This is a genomic window from Acidovorax sp. LjRoot129 (assembly GCF_964253765.1).
Classification (GTDB): Bacteria; Pseudomonadota; Gammaproteobacteria; order Burkholderiales; family Burkholderiaceae_C; genus Acidovorax.
The window spans coordinates 749,102-763,133 of record NZ_CAXUSE020000001.1; the positions used below are offsets into that span (position 1 = coordinate 749,102).

Here is a 14,032-nt window from a genome sequence, read left to right on the forward strand (position 1 = left end):
CCCGCATGATCCGCTGGCTCCTCGTCATCTTCCTGGCCCTCATGCTGCTGAGCTGGCTGTCGCCTTTTCTGCGGCGTCTGGGGTTTGGCAGACTGCCGGGGGATTTTCGGTTTCGCTGGCTGGGCCGGGATTGGGATGTGCCGCTGGCGTCCACGCTGCTGCTGAGCTTTGTGGTGAGCCTGTTGACCAAACTGCTGTGAGAGTGTTGCTGCGCCCCATGCCACGCGCAGCGCGACAGCAACCACAGCCAAAGCGTTACTCGTCCGCGTTCTCCAGCGCCTTCAAGAACGACTTGCGCCACCAGTGCACGTCGTGCTCGCGGATGCGGGCCATCAACTTCTGGTGCCGGGCCTTGCGCTCGGCCAGTGGCATCTGCAGCGCGTGCTGGATGCAGTCGGCCGTGCCCTGGGTGTCGTAGGGGTTCACCAGCAACGCTTCCTTGAGCTGCTCAGCAGCGCCCGCAAACCGCGACAGCACCAGCACACCGGGGTCTTCCGGGTCTTGCGCCACCACGTATTCCTTCGCCACCAGGTTCATGCCGTCGCGCAGCGGCGTAACCAGCCCCACGGCGGCCGCGCGGCACAGGCCGGGCACGCGTTTGCGGGCCACCATGCGGTGGATGTAGCGCACGGGCATCCAGTCGAGCTCACCGTAGTCGCCGTTGACCGAGCCGCACAGCCCCTCCAGCTCCTGGCGCAGGTCGCCATAGGCGTGCACGTCGTCGCGCGAGGGCGAGGCAATCATGATCATCGTGGCGCTGTCGCGGTTTTCCGGGTAGCGGTCCAGCAGTTCGCGGAACGCGCGCACGCGGTGCGGGATGCCCTTGGAGTAGTCCAGCCGGTCGATGCCCAGCAGTAGCCGCCGTCGCGAGTATTCATCGCGCATGTTCTCGTAGGTCTCCACGGCCTCGGGAGCATGGGTGAGGCGGGTGAACTCGTCCACGTCAATGCCAATAGGGAAGGCTTGCACGAGCACGGTGCCGCCAAACGCGCGCAGGCGCTGGGCGTCCACCTCTTCGGCGCTGCCCTCGGCGCGCACATAGCGGGTGAAGTGCGAGACATCGGCCTCGCTCTGCAGGCCCACCAGGTCATAGGCGAACAACGACCGCATGAGCCATTCGTGCTGCGGAATGGCCGCCATGATCAGCGGCGGCGGAACGGGGATGTGCAGGAAGAAACCGATGCGCTGTTTGCAGCCCATGGCGCGCAGTTCGGCGGCCAGGGGAATCAGGTGGTAGTCGTGCACCCAGATGATGTCGTCGTCGCGCAGCAGGGGCAGCAGCTTGCGCGCAAACATCTGGTTCACGCGGCGGTACCCGGCGATGTAGCGGGCGTTGAAGTCCGCAAGGTCCAGCCGGTAGTGGAACACTGGCCACAACACGCTGTTGCTGTAGCCGTGGTAGTAGGTGTCGTGGTCTTCGCGGCACAGGTCCACGGTGGCCAGCGTCACCGCGCCAGCATTTCGGGTTTGGAGTTCGCATTCACCGGGCGTGCCGTCTTCGGCCACGGTGCCGCTCCATCCAAACCACAGGCCCCCGGTCCGGTTAAGGGCGTCCCCCAGGGCGACAGCCAGGCCGCCAGCAGCGGGTTTTCGGGGGTCGGCAATGCGGTTGGATACAACAACGAGTCGGCTCATGCGGCGATCATCAGCGCGCACCGGGGTGCAGGCCTGTCGGACACGGCCTCAAAACGAGCAAGGTCACGGGCGCGCCATATCGCACGTGGCGGCAGGTACCCCAGCGGGTACCCCGTGTGCGGAGAGCTGGCTAGCGGTTCAGCGCTTCGCGGTCCCAGGTCGTGCGCGCGGCGGACAGCCATCCCCGCAAAGCGGCGGGCGTCATGCAGCGGTACTGCGCCATGGTGGGGCCTTCGCCCACCTTGATACCCCACCCGCCCAGCGCCTGCACGGCAGCGAAGGCGGATTCGTCGGTCACGTCGTCGCCCACGAACACTGGCATGCGGCCGGCAAACGGCGGCTGGGTCATGAAGTCCATGATCGCCTGGCCCTTGTGCACACCGCGCGGCTTGACCTCGAAAACGAACTTCCCGCGCAGCAGCTCGACGCCTTCCATGCCTTGCATCGCCCGCAGCAAGGTGTCGAGGCAGCGCGTTTCCATGTGCGGAGCCAGGCGGTAGTGCAGCGCCACGCTGGCGCGCTTGGGCTCGACCAGCAAGCCCGGGTGGCGCTGCACGAGGTCGTAGGCGGCCTGCAGCACGGGCGTCAGGTCGGGCGGGGCCACCGCGGGGTGCGAGGTGTCGTGCAGGCGGTATTGCGCGCCATGCTCGCTGGCCAACGGCAGACGCAAGGGTGCCAGGAACCCATCGATATCCACTTCCGGCCGGCCCGTGACGATGGCCAGCGCACCGCCCAGGTGGGCGTGCAAGGAAGCGAGGGTAGGAATCAGCCCGGATGCTATGCGCACAGCTTCAGGGCGCGACGCCAGCTCGGTGAGCGTGCCATCGAAATCGAGAAAGAGTGCGTGGGCAGTTGTCAGTATCGGGAGCAGCTGCATGGGTGGGCACCTTAGCAGATGCGGCCCGGGGCCTCATGGCGGAAACGGGCCCGTACGCCGGTAAACATCCGTAACTTTTGCGCATTGCTGATCGGCCGCTTGTCTGTGTCCCCTCGGCATGGCAAATCAGGCACGCCGACTTGAAACCATGTAAGTTGACCGCCAAATCACAGCGGAGCAACCCCGCTTTTCCTACCCACCTCTGCCGCATGACCGAAGCCCTGCACATCGTCTGTCCCCATTGCCACACCACCAACCGCGTCCAGAGCGCGCACCTCGCGAGCGCGCCCGACTGCGGCAAATGTCATCATCCGCTGTTCATCGGGGCGCCGCTGGAGCTGGACGCAGGGGCGTTTGAGCGCCACGTGGGCCGCAGCCACATTCCGGTGCTGGTGGACTTCTGGGCACCCTGGTGCGGGCCCTGCCGGCAGATGGCACCAGCGTTTGCCCAGGCCGCGCGCGAGCTGGAGCCTACCGTGCGCCTGGCCAAGCTCAACACCGAAGAGCACCAGGCGCTGGCGGCGCGCCATGCGATCCGCAGCATCCCGACCATGGTGCTGTTTCAGCAGGGGCGCGAGGTGGCTCGCCTTTCGGGTGCACTGGGCGCGGCGGACATCGTGCGCTGGGTGCGCACCGCGGCACCGGCCAGCCTGTGAACTGAAGCCTTAGCGCAGGCCCAGCGCGCGGTCCAGCGACACACTCCCTGCGCCGCGGCCCACCAGGTACAGCAGCAGCCCGGCCCACGACAGGTGGGTGGGCCACGCATCCGGGTAGACGAACACCTGTATCACCAGCGTCATGCCCAGCAGCGCCAACGCGGACAGGCGTGTGCACAGGCCCAGCACCAACAGCACGGCGAACAGGTGCTCCGCCACCGTGGCCATCTGTGCGGCCAGGTGCGGTGCGATGAGCGGTAGCTTGTACTCGTCGCGGAACAGCGCATAGGCACTGTCGGAGATGGTGAACCAGCCTTCGACCTTGGTGCGCGCCGACAGCCAGAAGATGCCGGCCAGGGCCACGCGGTGAATCAGCGCCAGCAGGCTGTGGGGCGTGAGCCAGGTGGCAGTGTCTGCGAGCCGGGCCGCCCAGGCGCGCGGGCCGACTGCGGTTAGGGAGAGTATGGGGATGGTGTTGGGGGTCATGGTGTTTCCTTTGAACATGGGGCCGGTGCATCAGCATCGGCATCGGTGAACGCCCCTGCATCCAGCAACAGCACCAGCAGCGCCGCGATGTCGGTGCCCGGCTCGGCCGTCAGCGCCTGCGTGGCGGCCGCCTCCAGCGGCAGGCCTTGGGCGCAGGCGTCCATGAATGCAATCCCTGCATGCGGCAGCGCGCACCACGCTACGGCGGACTCTGGCCGCGTGAGCAAACCTGCGTCGCCCGTCCAGGGCAGTTCCACATCCACCGGCAACTGATCGCGGTGGCGCTGCCACAGCGCGTAGGCGGGGTGCGCATCGCACCAGCTCCAGCGTGCGGCAGGGTGGGGCCGCAGGTACAGCAGTGCCAGCGTGCCCGGCGGCTGGCAGCCCAGCCAGGTGGCGTCTAGCGCCGGAGCGTCTGCCGCCAAGTGGCTTTCCGTCCAGCACCGGTCGAGGTGCGCAACGGCGGGCAGGTAGGGCAGCGCGGCGGCTGGCGCGAACTGCTGCAAAAAGCCGGCAAAGCCCGCGCCATAGCCCATGAGACGCCCGTCGGCAGGCGGCTGCGCGTGGGCGAACACGCCCGCCGCGGCACGGAACCAGTCGGCACCCACCAAGCTGCACACGGTGGGGTAGTTGGCCTGCAGCGCGTCGATGCAGGCGCTGAGCACGGTGTTGCGGTACACGGCAAATCCGGGCTGGGCGGCCAAGGCTGCGAGCCACGCAGGCGTGTGTGCCGCAGCGGGGGGCGAGGGCAGCAGGGCGGCGGACAGTCCGTCCTGAAAATCGCTCAGGTGCATGGCGCCACCTCGCGGTGTTCGTGATGTTCGCCCTGCTGTTCGCATGCAGCCAGGGCTCGGTGTGCCCCGTCGCGCTCGGCCATAAGCTCCGGCAACGCAGGCACGTTGCCATCCCTTTCGATGAGCGTGGGGACGGGGCCTGTGCGCGCCAGCACGCGCTCGTACAGCGCCCACACGGCGGGGTCGATGGGCGCATCGTGGCTGTCGATGAGCAGCGCCTCGCCCAGCGCCGGGTCGGCGTGGTGGCCGGCCAGGTGGATCTCTGCGACGGCGTGCAGCGAAAAGGCATCGATGTAAGCCCGCGCATCCGTGCCCAGGTTGTGGGCGCTCACGTGCACGTTGTTCACGTCCAGCAGCAGCGCGCAGCCGGTGCGCCGCACCAGCTCGGCCAGGAAGTCGGTCTCGCACCAGTCGTGCCCGTCGATGTGCAGGTAGTGCGTGGGGTTCTCGATGGCAATGGGGCGCTGCAGGGCATCCTGCGTGCGCGCGATGTTGTCCGCGACGCGCGCCAGCGCCGCGTGGGTGCGCGGAAACGGCAGCAGGTCGGGCAGGTATTGGCCGCGCCACGCGGACCACGCCAGGTGCTCCGACACGATGGCGGGCTCGATGCGATGCACTAGCGCAGCCAGCCGGGCCAGGTGGTCGGCATTGGGCGGTGCATCGGCCGCGAGCGACAGCGACACGCCGTGCAGCGCCACCGGGTGCCGCGCGCGGATGGCTTCGAGCCACGCCAGCCGCGGGCCGCCAGCGGCCAGGTAGTTTTCGGGATGGACCTCCCACCACAGGCCGGGGGCACTGCAGTGCAGCGCCTGGGCGTAGTGCTGGGGCTTGAGGCCTAGGCCGGCAGTCAGCAGCGATGGCATGGCAGCGGTCAGCGCGGGCGATGCGGGTGCGTGATCAGGACTTGATGGGCATCAGCGAACCCATGCCCTTCGGGGTTTTGAGCGTGGCGCAGGTGCCTGCAGGCACGTACTTCCAGGCATTGCCCTGGTAGTCCATCTTCGACGTGCCCGCACAGGTGGTGCCGGCGCCTGCAGCGCAGTCGTTCTTGCCGGCCATCGACACGCCGTAGCATTTCTCCATGGCCGGTTTGGCGGCGTCGCCCATGGGCTGGGCGGGTGCCTGTGCCAGGGCGGAGGTGCAGGCAATGGCCGAGAGTGCGAGGGCGCCGAGGCTGAGGGTGCGGTGGGTCATGGTGAAGTTCTCCAAAGGTTGGTAAGTGATCAAAGTGGACCGGTGGCGGTGGGGCACGGGCCAACAGCCCGCACCCTGCAACCCCCGATCTGCGCTGTAATTCGCGCTGGCGGCGCTGCGGGTTACGCGGCGCTGCCATCCCACGCGCTTTTTTATTTTTTGCACCCGCTGTAACCGGAGGGCCCGCTGTGACGAATACCTCAGCAGGGAGACGCCATGGACATTGAAGAGCGGCTGCGCGGATTGCTGCTGCAGGGGCTGGACGCCGACGCAGCGGCGTACCAGCGATTTCTGAAGGAGCTGAGCGCACACCTGCGCGCCTTTTTGCGCCGCCGCCTGGCGCAGCGGCCCGATGAGGTGGAGGACCTGGTGCAGGAGACCTTGCTGGCGGTGCACAACCAGCGCCACACCTACCGGGCCGACTCGCCGGTGACGGCCTGGGTGCATGCCATCGCACGCTACAAGCTCATCGACTGGCTGCGCTCACGCGCTGCCAAGGAATCGCTGCATGTGCCGCTGGACGCTACCTACGACCTGTTCGCCAGCACCGACAGCGATGCGGCCGAGGCGCGGCGCGACCTGGGCCAGTTGCTGCAAATGCTGCCCGAGCGCCAGCGCCTGCCCATCGTGCACATGAAGCTCGAGGGAATGTCGGTGGTGGAGACCGCACAGCTCACCGGCCTGTCGGAGTCGGCCGTCAAAGTCGGCGTGCACCGGGGCCTCAAGGCCCTGGCCGCCAAGATCAGGGGAATGTGATGAAAACCGATGAGTTGATAGAGCTGCTGGCTTCCGATGCGCACCCGGTCGCCCGGCACACCGTGGAGCAGCGCCTGGCGGTGGCGGCATTTGCCGGCATTGCTGGGGCCACCGTGCTCATGCTCGTCCTTTTCGGCCTGCGCAGCGATCTGGCGGCCACGTTGGCGATGCCGATGTTCTGGGGCAAGCTGGCTTTTGCGGGCACGTTGGCCGCGGCCGGGGTGGTGGTGCTGCAGCGCATGGCACGCCCCGGCATGCCTGCCGGGCGCGCGGCGCTGTGGCTGGCACTGCCGCCGCTGGTGATGTGGGGGCTGGCACTGGCAACGCTGGCGCAGGCGGCGCCGGCCGAGCGTGTGACGCTCGTCCTGGGCAGTACCTGGCGGACTTGCCCCTTCAACATCGCCGTGCTGTCGGTGCCGGCCTTTGTCGCGGGCTTCTGGGCGCTCAAGGGGGCGGCGCCCACGCGCCTGGCCTGGGCCGGCGCGGGTGCTGGCCTGCTGGCCGGGGCGCTGGGGGCGCTGGTGTATGCGCTGCACTGCCCCGAAATGGCCACGCCGTTTCTGGCGGTGTGGTACCTGGCTGGCATGGCTATTCCCACCGCGCTGGGCGCCGTGTTGGGGCCGCGCTGGCTGCGCTGGTAAGCGGGCCTTAAATAGGCTTTACGCCACCCGCTGGCTATAGGCGCGAAACACCGTGTCTTGTACCCAGCCCAGCGATTCGTACAGCGACTGGGCGGTGGTGTTGGTGTGGGCGGTGGTGAGGTCCATGCGCACCTTGCCTTGCGCGCGCGCATGGTCGCGGGCCGCGATCAGCAGGCCGCGGCCTGCCCCGGTTTTGCGTGCTGAGGGCGACACGAACAAGTCGTACAGCGTGTAGATCGGTGCTGACTCGACCGAGCAGAACGTGGGGTACAGCTGGCAAAAACCGATGGCGTTGCCTGCCGGTGTATCTGCTGCAGCCGCAGCGTCGAAGGCGATGAGGATGCAGGACTCGCCGCGCGTGAGCCGGTCGGCGATGAAGCGCTGGGCGCCCGCAAGATCAGGCGCCTGGTCATAGAACTGCCGGTAGGCGTCGAACAGCGGGGCGATGGTGTCTGCGTCGGCCGGAGTGGCCAGGCGGATGTGCAAATGATTCATGGCGTTGTTGTGAATGACAAGGGGCGGTCGGTCGCTAGAAGCGGCGTGGTCACTGCGCGCAGGCTGGGCAAAAGGAGGCGGATTCTAGGGGGTGGGCGGGGCGTCCCGCTCAATCTTCCGTGGCCCGAAACCTGTTGGGGGTTTGCGCACGGCGTGCCCCGGCTTCGACAAGCTCAGCCCGAACGGTAAGGGGCGGCTTCTTCCTCCCGGTGCGGGGCTTTTCCAGGAAAGTCCTGCGGCCGGGCGGTGGAGGCATGGCGGTGTGGAACCGGGCCTTCTATGTCTACCCCTGCTCTTTCTCTTGCTTCTCTTGCTGCAGCCACTGCGCCACAGCCTGCACACGCGCCTGGTGGATCAGCGCACCTACCTGCAGGCCCGACTGGCCCCGGCTGGCAGCCTGCGCGGCGATGTCGCGCGTGACCACGGACTGCGCGGCAGCCAGCACCGCCAGCAGGCGCGGGCGCTGCGGGTAGGGCGTTTCTTCGAAGTGCAGCCGCCCGCGCGCATCGCACTCGCAGGCCAGCAACACGTCGGCAAAGCGCGCGGGCTTGCGGATCGCGTCGCAGCGCTCCAGCAGGCGCATCAGGGCCGCGGCCGACAGCTCGCCGCTGCGGTGGATGTGGCCGTGCTCGCGGGCCACCACGTCAGCGGTCTCGCGGCAGTCCACCGGCACACGCAGCCGCTCGGCCACGTCCTGCAGCAGCTCGGCGCTGCGCTGCTCGTGCTCGATGTGGCGCGGCAGCATCTCGGCGGGCGTGGTGCCCTTGCCCAGGTCGTGCGCCAGGCAGGCAAACCGCACGGCCAGCGGGGCACCCAGCCGCGCGGACATGTCCAGCACCATCATCAAGTGCACGCCGGTGTCCACCTCGGGGTGGTATTCGGCGCGCTGCGGCACGCCCCACAGCCGCGCCACCTCGGGCAGCAGCACGGCCAGCGCGCCGCATTCGCGCAGCACCTCGAACATGCGCGAGGGCTTGGCCTCCATCAGGCCGCGGGCCAGCTCCTGCCAGACGCGTTCGGGCACCAGGTGGTCCACCTCGCCGTCGGCCACCATCTCGCGCATGAGCTGCATCGTCTCGGGCGCCACGGTGAAGTCGGTGAAGCGCGCCGCAAAACGCGCCACGCGCAGGATGCGCACCGGGTCTTCGCGGAAGGCATCGGTCACATGGCGCAACACGCGCGCTTCGATGTCGCGCACGCCATGATAGGGGTCAAAAGGGCCTCCAGCGCTTGATCCATCGATACTTTCTGCTATGGAATTAATAGTAAGGTCGCGGCGCGAGAGGTCTTCCTCCAGCGTCACGTCCGGTGCGCTGTGCACCGCAAAGCCCCGGTAGCCGTGTCCGCTCTTGCGCTCGGTGCGCGCCAGGGCATATTCCTCGCGGGTCTCGGGATGCAGAAAGACGGGGAAGTCGCGCCCCACGGGCAGGTAGCCTTCGGCCAGCATCTGCTCGGGCGTGGCGCCCACCACCACCCAGTCGCGGTCGTTTACCGGGCGTCCCAGCAGCTTGTCGCGGACGGCGCCGCCCACCATGTAGATTTGCATCGGCGTAGTTTAGGACGACCCCTCGGCCGTATATTCCAGCCCACCATGTCCCTATCGTCCGACCTCACCATTGCCCAGCTGAACCCCGACGGCAGCGTGCCCGTGCCCACTGCGCCCGATGCAGCGGCCAACGCTGCGGCCGAAGCCCTGCAGCGCGAGGCGCAGTTTGAAGCGCTGAAGGCCAAGGTGGATGACTTGCAGGAGATTCTGGCCAAGCCGCTGAACGAAATCCTGGCCGACCGCGACAAGTTCAAGGAAGCAATGGCCGCGTGGGATGCCTTTGGCGCGATGTGGATGCTGTCGCAGCGCGCCATGAAACGCGTGGCGCTGGACCTGGCCGCGCAGCAGGGTGTGAGTGACGAGGACGTGGTGGCACGTGCGCTGGCCTATGCCAACCAGGTGCTCAATGCGGAAGACGAAGACCTGGGCGGCACCGTCGCCCCCGCACAGTTGGCGCACATCGCGAGGCACAAGGCGTTTTTGCGCAAGCAGTTCCGGTAGTGGGTGGTGCGGGACTTCAGCGCTTGAACCCTGCTTCCCGCTGGTTGCGCACCGCCAGCACAAAAACGGTGTCGATAGCCGCCACATAGTGGTACAGGGCGACATATCCGCGAGAAGCCCGACCAATCACCAGCTCACGCTTTCCACCTTGCACAGGCCGACCGATCTGGGGGCTGTGCGACAGGATCTGCAGGGCGTCCATGATGGCGCCAATGCGCTCGGGGGCACTGCCCTGGTCGTACTGGGCGATGTGGTCGAAGAAGCGGTCAAAGTCTTCCAGCACCTCTGGCGCCAGCTCGATGCGCGTCATGCCTTGGCGGCGGGTTTGCGAGGCTTTTCGCCGTTGGCTCGGGCCGCCAGATAGGCTTTGGCATCGTCCCAGGCCACCGTCTTGCCCGTAGCGCGGATGCGCGCCCAGCGCTCGTCGGCCAGGGCGTGAAACGCGTTGTCCTGCTCCACTTGCTCCACCTTCTGGGCCAAGGCATCCAGGATGAAGGCGTGGGCTGTCTTGCCCACTTGCGCTGCCGCGGCATTGATGCGGCTTTTCATCTCATCTTCAAGGCGGATGGTGGTGGTGGACATGGGGGGCTCCTGTTGGAACAGGCAATGTAGCACAATGGTGCTACATGTAGCCCTCTGCCTCTCTCAGTCCAATCAATCAAACACCGGCCTGAAGAAACTCCGCTCATAGCTCACGATGCAGCCTGTCTCCTCGGCATAGCGGAACGCCACCAGGCACTCCGCATCCTGCATCGACTGCTGGCGGTACACCTCGTAGGCCCCCAGGCTCTCGAAGGTGAACAGCGCCAGCGCGATGTTGTTGGCGCCTTCGCTGGGCATGAAATAGCCGTGGTGCTGGCCGCCGAACTTCTCGACCAGGGGAATCCACAGCTTGCCGTAGTGCTCAAACTCCTTGAGCTTGCGGGTGTCGAGCACGTAGCGCAGGTAGATGGTGACTGCCATGGGCCTGTGCTCCTCAGCGCTTCGCGGGGGCCAGGCGGTAGGGCTCCTCGAAGTCGAGGAAGTCCTTTTCAGCCAGCGCGTCGTCGATCCAGGCCTTCACGCCCGGCAGGGCGCGCACGCGCTGCGCGTAGTCGGCGATGTGCGGTGGCAGGGGCAGGGCGTAGGTGATGAGGCGCATGCATACCGGCGCAAAGTACGCATCGGCGATGGAGAACTTGCCAAACAGCATCGGGCCGCCGTGTTCGCTCAGCAAGGCACTCCACATGCTCACCAGGCGCTCCACGTCGGCGCGCACACCAGCCTGGTCGCGCCAGAGCAGGGCGCCGGTGTCGGCCAAGCTCGCCTCGATGTTCATGGGGCAGTTGCCGCGCAGGTTGGTGAAGCCGCTGTGCATCTCGGCGCAGATGCTGCGCGCGCGCGCGCGTGCCTTGGGGTCGGCGGGCCAGAGCTGCTTGTCGGGGTGGGTTTCGGCGATGTACTCGGCAATGGCCAGCGTGTCCCAGACCACCAGGTCACCGTCCACCAGCACGGGCACCTTGCCGGTGGGGTTGACCGCGCCGATGGCGCGCTTGAATTCGGAGTCGGCGTCAAAGCTGTCGAAGCGCACACGCACTTCGTCAAAGGCGATGCCGGCCTGGCGCAGCAGCACCCAGGGGCGCATGGACCACGATGAATAATTCTTGTTGCCGATGTAGAGCTTGGGCATGGGACACCTGTCGATGGAACGCGCAGAGAAAAGAGCGTGTGTGGAAGAAGGAAGCCCGCCATGCTAGCGGCAGTCGCGCAAAACACCGATGCCAAAACGCCGCCTGACTGATGCGGTCTGCGCATCAACGGGCGAAGCGACAGCCAGCGCGGCCGCTCCGCCCAGGTCACCGCCACATCACACCGGCCAGACCACCCCGTTGTCGTTCAGGATCGCGTCAAGTGGCAGATCGAATTCTTCGGGCTCAAAATCATCCAGGTAGCCGTGGGTGAAGCCCAGGCCTACGGTGAACGGCTTGGGCTGCAGCGTGGCCAGCGTGCGGTCGTAAAAACCGCCCCCGTAACCGAGGCGGTAGCCGCCCGGGGCGTAGCCCACGCAGGGCACAAACAGCAGGGTGGGCACGATGACCTCAGTGTCCTTGGGCTTGGGGATGCCGTAGGCGTCCTCTTCCATGGGGCAGCCGGGGTGCCAGGCGTGAAAGGTGAGGGTCTTGTGCACCTTGTCGACCACCGGCAGGCCGATGCGGCGCCGTTGGGGTTCGTCCAGCAGCTCACCGTCTTCCTTCCAGCGGTGCAGGGCGGGCAGGGGGTCAAACTCGCCCTTGATGGGCCAGTACGCGCCGATCACGGTGTCGGGCCGGTTCACCAGCCAGATGCGCATCACCTGCTGTAACAGGTCGGACCGCTGTAGGCGGTCGGGCAAATTGAGGCGTTCTTCTATCAACGCGCGCCGCAGGGCTGCTTTGTCCATCAGATAATTCCCCCATGCAATTGTTTCGAATTCTGACACCGCTTGTTGCTGGCGCTCTGCTGGCCACCGCAGCGCCCCTGGTCCAGGCGCAAAACCGTGGTGACGATACCCTGCTGGAGATGCAGCAGGCGTTCCGCAAGGGTGATCGCAAAAAGCTTGAGCAGCTTTTGCCCACCGCACGCGGCCACGCTCTGGAGCCCTGGGCGGCGTATTGGGAGATCAAGCTGCGCTTGGCGGAGGCCTCGCCAGCCGAGATCCAGTCCTTCATGCAGCGCTACGCCGGCAGCTACCAGGAAGACCGCCTGCGCAACGACTGGCTGCTGCTCTTGGGCCAGCGCCGCGATTGGGCGCAGTTTGCGGAGCAACACCCCAGCTACCGCATGTCCGACGATCGCGAAGTGCGCTGCTACGCCCTGCTGATCGACCAGATCAAGGGCACCGCGGCCGCCAATGTGGCCGAAGACGTGCGCAGCAACTGGTATGCCCAGCGCGATGGCGACGATGGCTGCACCCACGCCGCGCGCGAGCTGTACGGCTACAAAAAGCTCTCGGCCCTCGATGTCTGGCGCAAGGCGCGCCTGGGTGTGGAGGCCAACCGCCCCCGGGTCGTGCGCACGGCGGTCGAGATCGTCTCGCCCGAGTCGCTGCCCCAGGTCAAGGACGTGCTGGACGCACCCGCCAAATACCTGCTGTCGCAAGCCACGGCCAGCGGAAAGGCCCGGCAAGAGCTGGTGCTGCTGGCGTTGATCAAGCTCGCCACTGGCGACCCGGACGGCGCGGCCCACCAGCTCGACAGCAAGTGGAGCGTGCACCTCTCGGCCGAGGAGCGCAACTGGGCCTGGGCCGTGATCGGTAAGACCGCTGCGCAAAAGCTGGCCAGCAATGCCCACAGCTACTTTGCCAACGTGACCAAGGACAGCGACCTCAACGACGACCTGCTGGGCTGGAAGGTGCGCGCCGCCCTGCGCGCCGGCCAGTGGAAGGCCGTGGGTAAGGCCGTGGATGCCATGGGCCCCGAAGCCCGCCAGGACAGCACCTGGGTGTACTGGAAGGCGCGCTCGCTGCTCGCGGGCCGAGTGACCGACGCTGAACGCGCCGAAGCACGCCAGCTGCTCGAAACCATTGCCAGCACGCGCGGCTTCTACGAGCAACTGGCTCTCGAAGAGCTCGGCCAGCGCATCACCACGCCACCCGCGCCCGCCCCCCTCACCGCCGAAGAAAAGGCCGCGGCCCGCGCCAACCCGGGCCTCAACCGCGCGCTGTATGCCATCCTGCTGGGCCTGCGCAGCGAAGGCGTGCGCGAGTGGAACTACACCACCAACCTGCACCAAAGCGGCGGCATGCCCGACCGCGAACTGCTGGCCGCTGCCGACTTCGCCTGCCAGCGCGAGGTATGGGACCGCTGCATCAACACCAGCGAACGCACCAAGAGCGTGGTGGACGTCACGCAGCGTTTCCCCACCCCCTTTCGCAACACGGTGGTGGAACGTGCCAACGGCATCGGCCTGGACCCGGCCTACGTCTACGGCCTGATCCGCCAGGAAAGCCGCTTCATCATGGACGCGCGCTCCCACGTGGGCGCCTCGGGCCTGATGCAGGTCATGCCCGCCACCGCGCGCTGGACGGCCAAGAAGATTGGGTTGAACAACTTCACCGCCGACCAGATCAACGAACGCGACACCAACATCACCATCGGCACCGCGTACCTCAAGCTCGCGCTGGATGACTTTGCGGGCTCCATGCCCATGGCCGCCGCCGCCTACAACGCCGGCCCTGGCCGCCCGCGCAGCTGGCGCAACGGTCCGGTGCTCGACGCCGCCATTTGGGCCGAAAACGTGCCGTTTGCCGAAACGCGCGACTACGTGAAGAAAGTGCTGGCCAACACCACCAACTACGCCGCCATGCTCACCGGCCAACCCCAATCGCTCAAGAGCCGCCTGGGCACCATCGGCCCACGCGATGCGGCGGCGCCTGAGGTGAACAAAGACCTGCCTTGAACGGCGGGCGAGGCCGGGCTAGATTGGCTTAGTTG

At 67.1% G+C, this 14,032-nt stretch carries 19 protein-coding genes; 6 read left to right on the forward strand and 13 right to left on the reverse strand.

From position 1 onward, the window contains the following. Positions 1-5 precede the first annotated feature (5 nt). Positions 6-200: a DUF2905 domain-containing protein gene (locus ACSQ3Q_RS03490; RefSeq protein WP_436133023.1), complete on the forward strand. Its 195-nt coding sequence runs from the start codon at positions 6-8 to the stop codon at positions 198-200. A 55-nt stretch (positions 201-255) separates the two neighbouring features. Here ACSQ3Q_RS03490 and otsA read toward each other — a convergent pair whose 3' ends face one another. Both otsA and otsB read right to left on the reverse strand, forming a co-directional pair. Continuing rightward, entirely contained in the window at positions 256-1,635 is a 1,380-nt protein-coding gene (gene otsA / locus ACSQ3Q_RS03495) for an alpha,alpha-trehalose-phosphate synthase (UDP-forming) (RefSeq protein ID WP_436133024.1), read from the reverse strand. Between the two features lie 130 nt (positions 1,636-1,765). Continuing rightward, on the reverse strand, positions 1,766-2,512 hold the full coding sequence (gene otsB / locus ACSQ3Q_RS03500) for a trehalose-phosphatase (protein ID WP_436133025.1): 747 nt from the start codon (positions 2,510-2,512) through the stop codon (positions 1,766-1,768). A 209-nt stretch (positions 2,513-2,721) separates the two neighbouring features. On the opposite strand from otsB, the gene trxC reads away from it, so the two are divergent. After that, positions 2,722-3,168 (forward strand): thioredoxin TrxC, encoded by a 447-nt coding sequence (gene trxC / locus ACSQ3Q_RS03505; RefSeq protein WP_436133026.1) that lies wholly within the window; start codon positions 2,722-2,724, stop codon positions 3,166-3,168. Positions 3,169-3,177: 9 nt separating this feature from the next. On the opposite strand, the gene ACSQ3Q_RS03510 is transcribed toward trxC, so the two are convergent. Genes ACSQ3Q_RS03510 through ACSQ3Q_RS03525 form a run of 4 tightly spaced genes read right to left on the reverse strand, consistent with a single transcriptional unit; the run spans position 3,178 to position 5,642 of the window. Continuing rightward, positions 3,178-3,654 (reverse strand): DoxX family protein, encoded by a 477-nt coding sequence (locus ACSQ3Q_RS03510; RefSeq protein ID WP_436133027.1) that lies wholly within the window; start codon positions 3,652-3,654, stop codon positions 3,178-3,180. Next, positions 3,651-4,448 (reverse strand): HvfC/BufC N-terminal domain-containing protein, encoded by a 798-nt coding sequence (locus ACSQ3Q_RS03515; RefSeq protein ID WP_436133028.1) that lies wholly within the window; start codon positions 4,446-4,448, stop codon positions 3,651-3,653. The genes ACSQ3Q_RS03510 and ACSQ3Q_RS03515 overlap by 4 nt, the downstream gene beginning before the upstream one ends. Then, positions 4,439-5,311 (reverse strand): MNIO family bufferin maturase, encoded by an 873-nt coding sequence (gene bufB, locus ACSQ3Q_RS03520; RefSeq protein WP_436133029.1) that lies wholly within the window; start codon positions 5,309-5,311, stop codon positions 4,439-4,441. Before bufB ends, ACSQ3Q_RS03515 begins: the two co-directional genes overlap by 10 nt. 34 nt (positions 5,312-5,345) lie before the next feature. Then, a complete protein-coding gene (locus ACSQ3Q_RS03525; RefSeq protein ID WP_436133030.1) occupies positions 5,346-5,642 on the reverse strand; it encodes a BufA1 family periplasmic bufferin-type metallophore in 297 nt (98 codons plus the stop codon). Positions 5,643-5,858: 216 nt separating this feature from the next. Here ACSQ3Q_RS03525 and ACSQ3Q_RS03530 point away from each other — a divergent pair, with 216 nt between their 5' ends. Both ACSQ3Q_RS03530 and ACSQ3Q_RS03535 read left to right on the forward strand, forming a co-directional pair. After that, entirely contained in the window at positions 5,859-6,398 is a 540-nt protein-coding gene (locus ACSQ3Q_RS03530; protein ID WP_436133031.1) for a sigma-70 family RNA polymerase sigma factor, read from the forward strand. Continuing rightward, a complete protein-coding gene (locus tag ACSQ3Q_RS03535) occupies positions 6,398-7,039 on the forward strand; it encodes an NrsF family protein (RefSeq protein WP_436133032.1) in 642 nt (213 codons plus the stop codon). Before ACSQ3Q_RS03530 ends, ACSQ3Q_RS03535 begins: the two co-directional genes overlap by 1 nt. Positions 7,040-7,057: 18 nt before the next feature. Here the strand turns inward: ACSQ3Q_RS03535 and ACSQ3Q_RS03540 are convergent, their stop codons facing one another. Together ACSQ3Q_RS03540 and ACSQ3Q_RS03545 are read right to left on the reverse strand one after the other, a co-directional pair. After that, the gene (locus tag ACSQ3Q_RS03540) at positions 7,058-7,534 is read right to left on the reverse strand and encodes an N-acetyltransferase family protein (protein ID WP_436133033.1); all 477 of its coding nucleotides are present in this window, start codon (positions 7,532-7,534) and stop codon (positions 7,058-7,060) included. Between the two features lie 283 nt (positions 7,535-7,817). Beyond that, positions 7,818-9,080, reverse strand: coding sequence for a multifunctional CCA addition/repair protein (locus ACSQ3Q_RS03545; RefSeq protein WP_436133034.1), 1,263 nt, complete (start codon positions 9,078-9,080; stop codon positions 7,818-7,820). Between the two features lie 45 nt (positions 9,081-9,125). On the opposite strand from ACSQ3Q_RS03545, the gene ACSQ3Q_RS03550 reads away from it, so the two are divergent. Continuing rightward, positions 9,126-9,581, forward strand: a complete 456-nt coding sequence (locus tag ACSQ3Q_RS03550; protein WP_436133035.1) for a hypothetical protein — start codon at positions 9,126-9,128, stop codon at positions 9,579-9,581. Between the two features lie 16 nt (positions 9,582-9,597). Here ACSQ3Q_RS03550 and ACSQ3Q_RS03555 read toward each other — a convergent pair whose 3' ends face one another. The 5 genes from ACSQ3Q_RS03555 to ACSQ3Q_RS03575 form a co-directional block, all read right to left on the reverse strand. Beyond that, positions 9,598-9,891, reverse strand: coding sequence for a type II toxin-antitoxin system RelE/ParE family toxin (locus ACSQ3Q_RS03555; protein ID WP_436133036.1), 294 nt, complete (start codon positions 9,889-9,891; stop codon positions 9,598-9,600). Beyond that, positions 9,888-10,163, reverse strand: a complete 276-nt coding sequence (locus tag ACSQ3Q_RS03560) for a type II toxin -antitoxin system TacA 1-like antitoxin (protein WP_436133037.1) — start codon at positions 10,161-10,163, stop codon at positions 9,888-9,890. Before ACSQ3Q_RS03560 ends, ACSQ3Q_RS03555 begins: the two co-directional genes overlap by 4 nt. A 72-nt stretch (positions 10,164-10,235) precedes the next feature. Next, positions 10,236-10,544, reverse strand: a complete 309-nt coding sequence (locus tag ACSQ3Q_RS03565) for an NIPSNAP family protein (RefSeq protein ID WP_436133038.1) — start codon at positions 10,542-10,544, stop codon at positions 10,236-10,238. Between the two features lie 13 nt (positions 10,545-10,557). Beyond that, positions 10,558-11,250 (reverse strand): glutathione S-transferase family protein, encoded by a 693-nt coding sequence (locus ACSQ3Q_RS03570; protein WP_436133039.1) that lies wholly within the window; start codon positions 11,248-11,250, stop codon positions 10,558-10,560. Positions 11,251-11,427: 177 nt separating this feature from the next. Beyond that, complete coding sequence (locus ACSQ3Q_RS03575; RefSeq protein WP_436133040.1) at positions 11,428-12,000, reverse strand: 5-formyltetrahydrofolate cyclo-ligase; 573 nt, start codon at positions 11,998-12,000, stop codon at positions 11,428-11,430. A 14-nt stretch (positions 12,001-12,014) separates the two neighbouring features. Here ACSQ3Q_RS03575 and ACSQ3Q_RS03580 point away from each other — a divergent pair, with 14 nt between their 5' ends. Then, complete coding sequence (locus tag ACSQ3Q_RS03580; protein ID WP_436133041.1) at positions 12,015-13,997, forward strand: transglycosylase SLT domain-containing protein; 1,983 nt, start codon at positions 12,015-12,017, stop codon at positions 13,995-13,997. Positions 13,998-14,032 lie beyond the last annotated feature (35 nt).